This is a genomic window from Escherichia sp. 93.0816, assembly GCF_013368855.2.
GTDB classification, from domain to species: domain Bacteria; phylum Pseudomonadota; class Gammaproteobacteria; order Enterobacterales; family Enterobacteriaceae; genus Escherichia; species Escherichia ruysiae.
This window is the reverse complement of the sequence record NZ_JABWNC020000001.1, coordinates 295,113-307,696: the sequence shown is the minus strand read 5'-3', so window position 1 is coordinate 307,696 and position 12,584 is coordinate 295,113. Positions and strand designations below refer to the sequence as shown.

Genomic DNA, 12,584 nt, shown 5'->3' with positions numbered 1-12,584 from the left:
CTCGCTTGTAACAATGAGATATCTATGATCCGTTCAACTTCATTAAGCGGCAAAAACAGGATTGTCCTGATAGCCGGCGTTCTAATGATTGCCACCACACTCCGTGTTACCTTCACCGGCGTAGCACCGTTACTGGATACCATTCGTTCCGCTTACTCACTGACGACGGCGCAAACAGGGTTACTGACGACCTTACCTTTATTAGCCTTTGCGCTGATATCCCCTCTTGCCGCGTCGGTGGCACGTCGTTTTGGTATAGAGCGCAGCCTGGTGGCAGCATTACTTTTGATTTGTGCTGGCATAGCAATTCGCTCTCTTCCTTCGGCTTACTTATTATTTGGCGGTACGATTATCATTGGCTGTGGGATTTCATTAGGGAATGTCTTGCTACCTGGTCTCATTAAACGCGATTTTCCCCATTCCGTCGCCAGACTTACCGGCGCATATTCCCTGACGATGGGCGCTGCAGCGGCTCTGGGGTCAGCTCTGGTGGTGCCGCTGGCTTTGAACGGTTTTGGCTGGCAGGGCGCGTTGCTCATGCTGATGTGTTTTCCTCTGCTGGCTCTATTTATATGGCTGCCGCAATGGCGTAATCAACAACATGTGAATTTGAGTACCTCACGCGCCTTACATACCCGGGGTATCTGGCGTTCGCCGCTTGCCTGGCAGGTAACATTGTTTCTTGGGATCAACTCACTGGTCTATTACGTGATTATCGGCTGGCTTCCGGCGATCCTCATCAGTCACGGCTACAGCGAGGCACAGGCAGGTTCGCTGCATGGTTTGTTGCAATTAGCCACTGCTGCTCCCGGTTTGCTGATCCCACTTTTCTTACATCATGTGAAAGATCAACGCGGTATTGCCGCTCTGGTCGCCTTAATGTGCGCAGTGGGCGCGGTTGGGCTCTGCTTTATACCTGCGCACGCGATCACCTGGACTCTGCTTTTCGGTTTTGGTTCCGGCGCAACAATGATACTGGGGTTGACGTTCATTGGTCTGCGGGCTAGTTCTGCGCATCAGGCGGCGGCACTCTCGGGGATGGCACAATCCGTCGGGTATTTGTTGGCAGCCTGTGGGCCGCCGCTAATGGGCAAAATACACGATGCTAACGGTGACTGGTCCACCCCACTGATTGTTGTCGCAATTCTTTCACTGCTGATGGCGATTTTTGGACTTTGCGCCGGAAGAGACAAAGAAATTCGTTGATGTCCGGTGCTATAGTGACGATGCAAATCATGCGTGAAAGGGAGAACAAACACGATGAATATTCAGTGTAAACGCGTTTATGATCCGGCTGAACAGAGCGATGGTTATCGCGTACTGGTCGACCGTCTCTGGCCGCGTGGTATCAAGAAAACTGATTTAGCACTTGATGAGTGGGATAAAGAGATCACGCCGTCAACGGAGCTGCGCAAAGCCTTTCACGGCGAAGTGATCGATTTTAAAACCTTTCGCGAACAATATCTTGCAGAACTGGCGCAACACAAGCCAGAAGGGAAACGGCTGGTGGAAATCGCCCAAAAACAGCCGCTGACCCTGCTCTACTCGGCAAAAAATACCACGCAAAACCATGCGCTGGTGCTGGCCGACTGGCTGCGAAGCTTGTGATTTTAGCCTGGCATCCGGCGGTTATTTTTCACCCGCCGGATGATCCCGTCGCCATAATGCCCATTCATCAATCGTTTCACCGCCCGGTAATTTGCAATTGTTGCTGACCCCTTGCGATGTCTGCACGGGAATGAGCGTACCGCCTTTCTGTTGGCAGTAGACCGACGCCGGATTCGCCATCCCAACATGCGGCGGTTTTGGTGCATCGGGTTGAGAAGTGGTTGAACATCCCGCAAGGATTAACAGGCAAGGCAGAGTAAAACTGATAATTTTCATTCGTTGATCTCACACGTTTATCTACGCCTTAGAGTATCGCGGTATCGTTTTGTTTTGCAGCACTATTTCCTTTACATTCACTTTAAATATATTACGGCTAGTTTCATCTTCTTTGATGATGTTTTATCATGCCTGCAAAGATTAAATAATCAGCATTTTACCCGCCGTATCCTGGAGTTCTTTCGTGTCAGATCAGATTATTGCCCGCGTCTCGCAGTCACTCGCCTCAGAACATTCTCTGGAAAGTCTGGTTCGGCAACTTCTGGAGATGCTGGAAATGGTCACCGACATGGAATCGACCTATTTGACAAAGGTGGATATTGACGCGCGACTGCAACATATCCTGTTTGCCCGTAACAGCCAGAAAATGCACATCCCGGAGAATTTTACCGTCTCGTGGGATTACTCGTTGTGCAAACGCGCCATTGATGAAAACTGTTTTTTCAGCGATGAAGTTCCAGGCCGTTGGGGTGACTGCATTGCGGCACGCAATCTTGGTATTACCACATTCCTGAGCACACCAATTCACTTACCGGATGGATCATTCTATGGCACGCTTTGCGCCGCCAGCAGTGAAAAGCGCCCGTGGAGTGAACGCGCAGAGCAGGTTTTGCAGCTATTCGCCGGACTGATTGCACAATATATTCAAAAAGAGGCGCTGGTTGAGCAATTACGTGAAGCCAATGCCGCTCTGATTGCGCAATCTTACACCGACTCTTTGACCGGCCTGCCGAATCGGCGGGCGATTTTTGATAATCTGACGACGCTGTTTTCCCTCGCTCGGCATCTGAAGCGTAAGGCAATTATTGCTTTTATCGACCTGGATAACTTCAAATTAATCAACGACCGATTTGGTCACAATAGCGGCGATCTGTTTCTTATTCAGGTTGGCGAGCGCCTCACCAGGCTACATCAGAATGGCGAGATTATTGGTCGTCTCGGCGGCGATGAATTTTTGGTCGTTGCCCTGGCTAATGAAAATGCCGATATCCAGTCACTGCGTGAGCGTATCCAACAGCAAATACGTGGAGAATATCACCTGGGTGATATTGATCTGTTTTATCCTGGCGCCAGTCTTGGCGTAGTAGAAGTGGATCCTGAAACCACCGATGCAGACAGTGCCCTACATGCTGCCGATATCGCGATGTATCAGGAGAAAAAACACAAACAGAAACCCCCTTTTGTCGCGCATTCAGACAGGCACTCCTGAGGCGTATTCACATCCTTTTCTTTGGTGGTAACATGCGAATCGGTATTGTTTTTCCCGTCGTGATCTTTATTACGGCAGTCGTATTTTTAGCGTGGTTTTTTATTGGCGGCTATGCGGCCCCAGGGGCATAAAGATGAAAAAAACAACGATTATTATGATGGGCGTGGCGATTATTGTCGTTCTTGGCACCGAGCTGGGATGGTGGTAATAGCGCGTCGATAAAATAACAAAGGCTGCCTGTAGGCAGCCTTTGTGCTTTTCAGCATTAACTTTTGACTTTTCTGTAGATAAACAGCACGACCAGCGCACCAATCACGGCAACCACAAAACTACCAAAGTTGAAGCCATCGACTTTGCCAAAACCAAACAGTGTACTGATCCATCCACCAACTACGGCACCGATAATTCCCAGCAGGATGGTCATAAAGAATCCACCACCATCTTTACCAGGCATGATCCACTTCGCCAGAATACCGGCAATAAGTCCAAAAATAATCCATGACAGAATGCCCATTGTTTCCTCACTTATCTGTTTTGCATTAGCGGGTTAGTCGCTGATAAAAAGCATAGCACAACATAAGAGAGGCAAGAATTGTGATATGTGTCACAGAGCATTTTTTTTACGATGGCGCAGAATTAGCGCCATCTACATTAGCAATAATTACCAACCACACACATCATGTTCATTTTCCGTGTCATAAGAACGCACGGTATTGACGAGATCTTTTATCACTTCGGCCGCCACTTCTGGCACCAGTAATGTCATCGGCGTCTCTGTTTCGTAATCGACAGAAACGCCATTACTGTTATTGGTGACGGTTACGGTATACGTTGCTTTGCCCATAATTCATTTCCCGCTATGAATGACTTTCCGTTGTTTTGCACCTTCCATCAGGACTTCAGGAGCAACGAAGAAGTCGATGTTGAAATAAGTATCGTCAGTCATGGCTTCAATATTGTGCCACTTTTCCGGCGGGAACACTGCGAATTGACCTGCTTCGATGAGGATCACCTGATCAGGTTCTGCGCTGTGTTCATCGGCGTAGCCGAGATATTTGACCGCCCCATGCATAACGGACAGGCGTGGATAAACACCCGGACGCGTTCCTTTATCAAGATGACGTTCGAATATTCCGGCAGGCGCAGTTTGTTTATTCCAGAAAGGTGTTGAGCGCGTATGAATGTAATTTTGTGGGATTTGCAGCATCCTTTTCCCTCCTTCGGTAAATGTGCTGAAAACCATTTATTCCAGCCGTTTCAGGGTACGCCTGATAATTTGCATTTTAAATACCATTTATTGGTTACTTTTTAGCGTCATCCAGGCGGAATATAGATGTATTTCAGGAGGGAAGCCCGCAGCATCGCGGGCTGAAAGCATCAGGATTGCAGCGTCGCCAGTCGGGCAGCGAAACCCACGAACATCAGGCCAATCAGCGAGTTGCCCACTTTAGCCAGTTTCTTTTTGGTTCGAATGTACTGCGTGACAAAAGCACCAGAAATAATCAGGAAGCTCAAATAACAGAAGCTTACCAGTTCCAGAGTTGTCGCCAGAATAAAGAATGAAATCCCCGTATGTGGCGCATTAACATCGATAAACTGTACGAAAAACGACACATAGAACAAAATGGCTTTTGGATTGGTCAGACTCAAAATTAACGCACGCTTGAAAATAGCGCCATATTGAGGTTCATCTGATTTAGCCTCGCTATTTTTACCCTTCAGGGTAGCGTAAAGAATTTTACTCCCCAGATAGAGCAAATAAAACGCACCAAGATAACGTACAATGTTGAATAATATCGGGGTGGTCTTAATTAATGTCGCCACTCCAGCCCATGCCAGAAACATCAATACCGCATCGCCAATAAATACACCGCAGGCCGCAAGATAACCGCCTTTCATACCGCTGCTAACGCTATTTTTAAGCACAAACAGGGTATTTGGCCCTGGCACCAACACAATAAAAATGGCCCCAACCAGATAGGTCCAGTAATTCAGAACCCCGTATTCTGCGAACACATTAACCTCTTTAATTCTCTTTGGATCATGCGCGATTAAAGGTGAATATGCTAACCAATCTGTAGCGGCTTAGAAAGGAGAAAATCAGGTTTTAACCTGATATAAACCTGAGAATAGAGTAAAAAATTGCGCTCATTCCAGTGAAAAATTCGGGTAATGATTTGCAAAATACTGGCGCAAAAACTCTACCGTAATCCGTACTTTTGCGGATGTCGCCAGCCTTGAGACATAAACAGCCCAGACATTTGCTGGCTGATAATATTCAGGTAAAACCTGTACCAGATGTCCACTGGCAATATTTTCACTAACGTCCCACCAGGAGCGCAGCGCAATTCCCTGCCCATCGAGACACCACTGATGGACAATTTCACCATGATTTGACGACATCGGTCCGGTGACTTTAATGGCATGGTGCCCCTCTTTATTGCGCAACTGCCAGACACCAAACGGATGATCGCGCTCTTTTATGACCAGGCAGGGTAACGCAGAAAGATCCGTTAAATGTTTCGGTGCACCATATCGCGCAATAAACTCCGGCGACGCGCAGAGAATACGGTAATTGGTCGCCAGTTTACGGGCAATTAAGTTAGGTGCAATGTCGTCGCCAATACGAATATCCAGATCGACCCCTTCATTGACTAAATCGACCAACCGGTCTTCCACATCAAAACGTAACTCCAGTTGCGGATACGCCTTCGCCAGTGCTGACAGTGCCGGGGCTACCACCTGCCGTCCAAAACCAAAACTGCTGATAATACGCAACATTCCCTGCGGCACCTGACGCACGTCGGAAAGCTCATCCATCATCTGCCCGACATCCTGCAAAATCCGCTGCGCCCATTCATAAATCCGCTCGCCTTCCTCGGTAATGGTGACGCGACGGGTGGTGCGGTGTAATAGCACCACGTTCAGAGTTTGCTCCAGCAAGGCGATGCGCTTGCTGACGAAGGCCGGTGAAACGCCTAATTCTTCCGCCACGGCGGCAAAACCAGCCCGGCGAGCCACCAGCATAAAGACGCGCAAATCGTTCAGCAGCGGTAAATTATTCATGATTCGTGTTTTATGTTTCACCAGTTGCGGGGATTAATTCCTGATCAGTCAATTATAGGATGGTGGAGTTGTCAATTTTGCTGATCAGGAAGTGAGAACCTAATGATGAAAACGATGCGTATTGCTGCGATCCCTGGAGACGGGATTGGCAAAGAAGTCCTTCCTGAAGGGATTCGAGTGTTACAGGCTGCTGCTGAACGCTGGGGCTTTGCCTTAAGTTTTGAGCAGATGGAGTGGGCAAGCTGCGAGTATTACAGCCATCACGGCAAAATGATGCCGGACGACTGGCATGAACAACTCAGCGGTTTCGACGCTATCTACTTTGGTGCCGTCGGCTGGCCGGATACCGTTCCGGACCATATTTCGTTATGGGGATCGCTGCTGAAATTTCGCCGCGAGTTTGATCAGTACGTCAACCTGCGCCCGGTACGCCTCTTTCCCGGCGTACCCTGCCCACTGGCGGGTAAACAGCCTGGCGACATCGATTTTTACGTGGTGCGCGAAAATACGGAAGGCGAATACTCGTCTCTGGGCGGTCGACTGAATGAAGGAACGGAACATGAAGTTGTCATTCAGGAATCGGTATTTACCCGCCGTGGCGTCGATCGCATTTTGCAATATGCTTTTGAGCTGGCACAAAGCCGCCCGCGCAAAACCCTGACTTCTGCCACGAAATCTAACGGTTTAGCCATTAGTATGCCGTACTGGGATGAGCGAGTAGAAGCAATGGCAGAAAATTACCCGGAAATCCGCTGGGACAAGCAGCATATTGATATTCTCTGTGCGCGCTTTGTGATGCAACCGGAACGCTTTGATGTGGTGGTAGCGTCTAATTTATTTGGCGATATTCTTTCCGATCTTGGCCCGGCCTGCACCGGCACCATCGGCATTGCCCCATCCGCCAACCTGAATCCGGAACGCACTTTCCCGTCGCTCTTCGAACCAGTCCACGGCTCTGCGCCGGATATCTACGGTAAAAATATTGCCAACCCTATCGCGACGATTTGGGCCGGGGCAATGATGCTGGATTTCCTTGGCAATGGCGATGAGCGTTTCCAGCAAGCGCACAACGGCATTCTGGCAGCGATTGAAGAAGTGATTGCTCACGGGCCGAAAACACCCGATATGAAAGGTAATGCCACCACGCCACAGGTTGCCGACGCGATTTGCAAAATTATTTTGCGTTAAGGTCGAACCAGTTTATTTGAACCGCGTCACTGACGCGGTTTTTTTATTCGTTCTTTACAGTAAATAACCTGCGTCATTTCACCTTTTATTGTTTCCGTTTCGTGTTTTATGGCTTTCCGTATTCTTAATTGTTTAATTTATGTAACATGCAAATAATCAATTTGTTAAACACAACAAAAAGTTCATTACCCTGCAAATAATTACAACTGGCAAAAGCCAGCGACGGGCTTTTATGCCCAGGAGATGACTCATGATGAGCAATGTTAAGAAAAAAGATTTACCACTGATTAGCATCAGCCTGGTGGCCATTCTTTTCATCGCAGCCACATTAAGCCTTTTTCCGCAACAGTCGGCCGACGCGGCCAACGCAATATACAGTTTAGTTACCCGCACGCTGGGTTCCGCCGTACAGGTATTAGTTTTGCTGGCAATGGGGCTGGTAATTTATTTAGCCACCAGCAAATATGGCAATATTCGTCTTGGCGAAGGTAAGCCGGAATACAGTACGCTCTCCTGGCTGTTTATGTTTATTTGTGCCGGATTAGGTTCCTCCACGCTTTATTGGGGCGTAGCGGAGTGGGCCTATTATTATCAAACGCCTGGTTTAAATATCGTGCCGCGTTCACAGCAGGCACTGGAATTTAGCGTTCCCTACTCCTTTTTCCACTGGGGCATCAGCGCCTGGGCAACTTATACGCTGGCCTCATTAATCATGGCTTACCACTTTCATGTGCGGAAAAATAAAGGTCTGAGTCTTTCCGGCATTATTGCTGCCATTACCGGTGTTCGCCCGCAAGGCCCATGGGGAAAACTGGTCGATTTGATGTTTCTGATCGCCACTGTCGGCGCGCTGACCATTTCTCTGGTGGTGACGGCGGCAACCTTTACCCGTGGGCTTTCCGCGCTGACCGGTTTGCCGGATAACTTCACCGTGCAGGCATTTGTGATCCTGCTTTCCGGCGGCATTTTTTGCCTTAGTTCGTGGATAGGTATCAACAACGGTTTACAACGTCTGAGCAAAATGGTCGGCTGGGGCGCATTCCTGCTGCCATTGCTGGTTTTGATTGTCGGTCCAACCGAATTTATTACTAACAGCATCATCAATGCCATCGGCCTGACCACACAAAACTTCTTACAGATGAGCTTATTCACCGATCCGCTTGGCGATGGCTCATTTACCCGCAACTGGACCGTTTTCTACTGGCTCTGGTGGATCTCTTACACCCCCGGCGTGGCAATGTTCGTCACCCGCGTATCACGTGGTCGTAAGATCAAAGAAGTTATCTGGGGGCTGATCCTCGGTAGCACCGTCGGCTGCTGGTTCTTCTTCGGCGTGATGGAAAGTTTTGCTATTCATCAGTTTATCAAAGGGATAATCAACGTTCCGCAGGTGCTGGAAACGTTGGGCGGTGAAACGGCCGTTCAACAAGTTCTGATGTCGTTGCCAGCCGGTAAATTGTTCCTCGCCGCTTATCTGGGCGTGATGATTATTTTCCTCGCCTCGCATATGGATGCAGTGGCCTACACCATGGCAGCGACCAGCACGCGGAATCTTCAGGAAGGTGATGATCCAGACCGTGGCCTGCGTCTGTTCTGGTGCGTGGTAATCACCCTGATCCCGCTTTCAATTCTGTTCACCGGCGCATCGCTGGAAACCATGAAAACCACCGTGGTACTTACAGCCCTTCCCTTCCTCGTCATTTTACTGGTGAAAGTGGGCGGATTTATTCGCTGGCTGAAACAGGATTACGCCGATATTCCGGCTCATCAAATTGAACATTATCTCCCGCAGACACCGGTTGAAGCCCCGGAAAAAACGCCAGTGCTCCCTGCGGGAACCGTATTCAAAGGCGACAACTGAGCGCCATCATCCTAACGATAAAGGTATCCCTATGAGCAATCTGAGCCCTGACTTTGTACTACCCGGAAATTTTTGCGCTAACCCGCAAGAGGCGTGGACCATTCCTGCCCGTTTTTATACCGATCAGAACGCCTTTGAACACGAAAAAGAGAACGTCTTTGCCAAAAGCTGGATTTGCGTCGCTCACAGTAGCGAACTGGCGAATGCCAATGATTACGTAACGCGTGAGATCATTGGCGAAAGCATCGTGCTGGTACGCGGTCGTGATAAGGTTTTGCGCGCGTTCTATAACGTTTGCCCGCACCGTGGCCATCAGTTATTGAGTGGTGAAGGGAAAGCGAAAAATGTGATTACCTGCCCGTATCACGCCTGGGCATTCAAACTCGATGGCAACCTGGCCCATGCGCGTAACTGTGAAAACGTCGCCAATTTCGATAGCGACAAAGCGCAACTGGTTCCGGTGCGTCTGGAAGAATATGCCGGATTCGTCTTCATCAACATGGATCCCAACGCCACCAGCGTAGAAGATCAGCTACCAGGCCTGGCGGCAAAAGTGCTGGAAGCCTGCCCGGAAGTCCACAACCTGAAACTGGCGGCTCGTTTTACTACCCGCACACCTGCCAACTGGAAGAACATTGTCGATAACTATCTCGAATGCTACCACTGTGGTCCGGCGCATCCAGGTTTCTCCGACTCCGTTCAGGTTGATCGTTACTGGCACACCATGCACGGCAACTGGACGCTGCAATACGGTTTCGCCAAACCGTCCGAACAGTCGTTTAAATTTGAAGAAGGTACAGACGCTGCGTTCCACGGTTTCTGGCTGTGGCCGTGCACTATGCTGAACGTCACGCCAATCAAAGGGATGATGACGGTCATTTATGAATTCCCGGTGGATTCTGAAACTACCCTACAAAACTACGATATCTACTTCACCAATGAAGAGCTAACCGACGAGCAAAAATCGCTGATTGAGTGGTATCGCGATGTGTTCCGCCCGGAAGATTTACGTCTGGTTGAAAGCGTACAGAAAGGGCTGAAATCGCGTGGCTATCGTGGGCAGGGACGCATCATGGCCGACAGTAGCGGTAGCGGAATTTCCGAACACGGTATCGCCCATTTCCATAATCTGCTGGCGCAGGTGTTTAAGGACTAATGACATCGGCGGCGGTATTTTCCGCCGCCGGGCTGATTTTTGATGGAGTGCAGCAATGTCAGACTATCAAATGTTTGAAGTACAGGTGAGCCAGGTTGAACCGCTTACCGAACAGGTGAAATGCTTCACGCTGGTGACAACCGATGGCAAACCGCTGCCTGCGTTCACCGGCGGAAGTCACATCATTGTGCAGATGAGCGATAATGATAACCAGTACAGCAATGCTTATTCACTACTAAGTTCGCCGATCGACACCTCTTGTTATCAGATTGCCGTTCGGCTGGAAGAAAACTCGCGCGGCGGTTCGCGCTTTTTGCATCAGCAGGTAAAAGCGGGCGATCGATTGACCATCTCGACACCCAATAACCTGTTTGCTCTGGTTCCCTCGGCTCGAAAGCATCTGTTTATCGCGGGCGGCATTGGTATCACCCCTTTCCTGTCGCATCTGGCAGAGTTGCAACACACGGACGTCGACTGGCAGTTACATTATTGTTCGCGGAGTCCAGAAAGTTGCGCGTTTCGTGATGAATTAAACCAACATCCGCAGACTGATAAGATTCATTTTCATCACTCATCGATCGGAACGCGACTCGAATTAGTGCGATTATTGGCGGATATCGCCCCTGGCACACACATTTATACATGTGGCCCCGAGGCTCTGAATGACGCGGTGAGAAGTGAAGCAGCGCGTCTGGGCATCGCCTCCGACACGCTACACTTTGAACAATTTGCCATAGAAGACAAAACCGGCGATGCCTTTACGCTGGTACTCGCCCGTTCCGGGAAAGAGTTTGTAGTACCAGAAGAGATGACCATTTTGCAGGTCATTGAAAATAACAAAGCGGCAAAAGTGGAATGTTTATGTCGTGAAGGGGTATGCGGAACCTGTGAAACAGCAATTCTGGAAGGTGAAGCCGATCATCGGGACCAGTATTTTAGCGATGAAGAGCGCGCCAGCCAGCAGAGTATGTTGATCTGTTGTTCGCGCGCGAAGGGTAAACGACTGGTGTTGGATTTGTAGTTTATCCGAGCCGGATGCGGCGCTGGTTGCGCCTTGTCCGGCTTACGAACGTTTTACTGCGGATATTCCTGCAATAAATTATGTAATGCTTCCGCCATCAACTCACCACGCCAGCCGGAAATCAGCTCAGGCAAATTGTTCTGCGGTTTTAATTTCCAGTGCCAGTTCAGCAGTTGGTTGATTTGCCGACGCGATGCCAGCAATTCGACGCTGATCTTGTGCGTTTCGCTCACGTCAGTAATCAGCGACTTAATCGCTTTAAACGCTTTGCGATAACCGGGCATATCCATCAGGTTAAGCATTGGCTGCGGTAAGGCCTCTTCCGGCAATGCCTGCGCTTTCTCTACCAGCGCCAGCAGCGTTTTACCGTGGAAGCGAATTTCACTACCGGATAAGCCCAGACTGTCCAGTTCGCCCAGACTCCCTGGCATATAACGCGCTACCGACCACAAATGTTCTTCACGCACGACAAAGTTTACCGCCAGATCGCGCTCCCGCGCCTTGCGCAGTCGCCAGTCGGCTAACAGTTGCAAACAGGCCAACTGACGTGTACGTAGCTGCCAGGCATTGGTGATATCACGCCAGGCATCTTCCGGCGCAACGACCTCCTGACGACGCATTTGCATCAGGCGACATTCATCCAGCGCCGCAGGTAGCCAGCCAGAGGCTTCGGTTTCAACCATCAGCTTTGCGGTGATCGGTAACAGATACCAGACATCCGCCGCCGCATATTCGCACTGACGTTCGGTTAGCGGTCTGGCGAGCCAGTCGGTGCGCGATTCACTCTTGTCCAGCATAACGCCGGAATACTCTTCTACCATGGAGGCAAAACCCCATGACATCGGACGTCCGCAGAATGCGGCGAGGATTTGCGTGTCAATCAGGGGTTGTGGTAATTCACCAAAGACATTGAGGAACACTTCCAGATCTTCACTGCCCGCATGGAGAAATTTGGTGATGGAAGGATCGCGCAGGATCGCTTTCAGCGGTGACCAGTCGGTGATCCCGAGTGGATCGATTAGCGCCAGATGCTCGCCATCAAAAAGTTGAATCAACCCCAGTTGCGGGTAATAGGTGCGCGTACGTACAAATTCAGTATCCAGGGCTATCGCCGGAAAGGCACGGACGGCTTCACACAAAGAAGCCAGCGCATCGTCCGTGGTAATCATTTGGTAATTCAAATTGTATTCTCTTTAGT

General features: G+C 49.7%; 16 protein-coding genes. 9 read left to right on the top strand and 7 right to left on the bottom strand.

Translation table 11 applies throughout. The annotated features are described in order from the left end of the window. Positions 1-24 precede the first annotated feature (24 nt). Both nimT and HEM79_RS01600 read left to right on the top strand, forming a co-directional pair. Positions 25-1,206 carry a 2-nitroimidazole transporter gene (gene nimT, locus HEM79_RS01605; RefSeq protein WP_176241173.1) on the top strand — a complete coding sequence of 394 codons (1,182 nt, stop codon included), beginning with the start codon at positions 25-27 and terminating at the stop codon, positions 1,204-1,206. A 54-nt stretch (positions 1,207-1,260) separates the two neighbouring features. Next, entirely contained in the window at positions 1,261-1,608 is a 348-nt protein-coding gene (locus HEM79_RS01600) for a DUF488 domain-containing protein (RefSeq protein WP_176241174.1), read from the top strand. Positions 1,609-1,629: 21 nt separating this feature from the next. Here the strand turns inward: HEM79_RS01600 and HEM79_RS01595 are convergent, their stop codons facing one another. After that, the gene (locus HEM79_RS01595) at positions 1,630-1,884 is read right to left on the bottom strand and encodes a putative hemolysin (protein WP_000691925.1); all 255 of its coding nucleotides are present in this window, start codon (positions 1,882-1,884) and stop codon (positions 1,630-1,632) included. A 184-nt stretch (positions 1,885-2,068) separates the two neighbouring features. Here HEM79_RS01595 and HEM79_RS01590 point away from each other — a divergent pair, with 184 nt between their 5' ends. The 3 genes from HEM79_RS01590 to yoaJ are packed head-to-tail and all read left to right on the top strand — an operon-like array spanning position 2,069 to position 3,302. After that, positions 2,069-3,094 (top strand): sensor domain-containing diguanylate cyclase, encoded by a 1,026-nt coding sequence (locus tag HEM79_RS01590; RefSeq protein ID WP_010349484.1) that lies wholly within the window; start codon positions 2,069-2,071, stop codon positions 3,092-3,094. Between the two features lie 32 nt (positions 3,095-3,126). Next, positions 3,127-3,225, top strand: coding sequence for a YoaK family small membrane protein (locus tag HEM79_RS01585; protein WP_032225340.1), 99 nt, complete (start codon positions 3,127-3,129; stop codon positions 3,223-3,225). Between the two features lie 2 nt (positions 3,226-3,227). Beyond that, complete coding sequence (gene yoaJ, locus HEM79_RS01580) at positions 3,228-3,302, top strand: protein YoaJ (RefSeq protein WP_001386836.1); 75 nt, start codon at positions 3,228-3,230, stop codon at positions 3,300-3,302. A 57-nt stretch (positions 3,303-3,359) separates the two neighbouring features. Here yoaJ and HEM79_RS01575 read toward each other — a convergent pair whose 3' ends face one another. From HEM79_RS01575 to dmlR, 5 genes are all read right to left on the bottom strand, one after another. After that, positions 3,360-3,608 carry a GlsB/YeaQ/YmgE family stress response membrane protein gene (locus HEM79_RS01575; RefSeq protein WP_000512152.1) on the bottom strand — a complete coding sequence of 83 codons (249 nt, stop codon included), beginning with the start codon at positions 3,606-3,608 and terminating at the stop codon, positions 3,360-3,362. A 147-nt stretch (positions 3,609-3,755) separates the two neighbouring features. Further along, a complete protein-coding gene (locus HEM79_RS01570) occupies positions 3,756-3,938 on the bottom strand; it encodes a DUF1869 domain-containing protein (protein WP_000513737.1) in 183 nt (60 codons plus the stop codon). Positions 3,939-3,941: 3 nt separating this feature from the next. Beyond that, on the bottom strand, positions 3,942-4,301 hold the full coding sequence (yeaR, locus tag HEM79_RS01565; RefSeq protein ID WP_000939314.1) for a DUF1971 domain-containing protein YeaR: 360 nt from the start codon (positions 4,299-4,301) through the stop codon (positions 3,942-3,944). Between the two features lie 170 nt (positions 4,302-4,471). After that, complete coding sequence (leuE, locus tag HEM79_RS01560) at positions 4,472-5,110, bottom strand: leucine efflux protein LeuE (RefSeq protein ID WP_000457207.1); 639 nt, start codon at positions 5,108-5,110, stop codon at positions 4,472-4,474. Between the two features lie 132 nt (positions 5,111-5,242). After that, positions 5,243-6,160, bottom strand: coding sequence for a DNA-binding transcriptional regulator DmlR (gene dmlR, locus HEM79_RS01555; protein WP_016158134.1), 918 nt, complete (start codon positions 6,158-6,160; stop codon positions 5,243-5,245). Between the two features lie 102 nt (positions 6,161-6,262). Here dmlR and dmlA point away from each other — a divergent pair, with 102 nt between their 5' ends. The 4 genes from dmlA (at position 6,263) to yeaX (ending at position 11,386) form a co-directional block, all read left to right on the top strand. Beyond that, complete coding sequence (gene dmlA, locus HEM79_RS01550) at positions 6,263-7,348, top strand: multifunctional D-malate/3-isopropylmalate/tartarate dehydrogenase (protein WP_000978479.1); 1,086 nt, start codon at positions 6,263-6,265, stop codon at positions 7,346-7,348. Between the two features lie 250 nt (positions 7,349-7,598). Further along, positions 7,599-9,209 (top strand): BCCT family transporter YeaV, encoded by a 1,611-nt coding sequence (gene yeaV / locus HEM79_RS01545; protein ID WP_016158133.1) that lies wholly within the window; start codon positions 7,599-7,601, stop codon positions 9,207-9,209. Positions 9,210-9,240: 31 nt separating this feature from the next. Further along, complete coding sequence (gene yeaW, locus HEM79_RS01540) at positions 9,241-10,365, top strand: carnitine monooxygenase, oxygenase subunit YeaW (RefSeq protein ID WP_176241175.1); 1,125 nt, start codon at positions 9,241-9,243, stop codon at positions 10,363-10,365. Positions 10,366-10,420: 55 nt separating this feature from the next. Then, entirely contained in the window at positions 10,421-11,386 is a 966-nt protein-coding gene (gene yeaX / locus HEM79_RS01535) for a carnitine monooxygenase reductase subunit YeaX (protein WP_176241176.1), read from the top strand. Positions 11,387-11,439: 53 nt separating this feature from the next. Here the strand turns inward: yeaX and rnd are convergent, their stop codons facing one another. Then, positions 11,440-12,555: a ribonuclease D gene (rnd, locus tag HEM79_RS01530; protein ID WP_176241177.1), complete on the bottom strand. Its 1,116-nt coding sequence runs from the start codon at positions 12,553-12,555 to the stop codon at positions 11,440-11,442. Positions 12,556-12,584 lie beyond the last annotated feature (29 nt).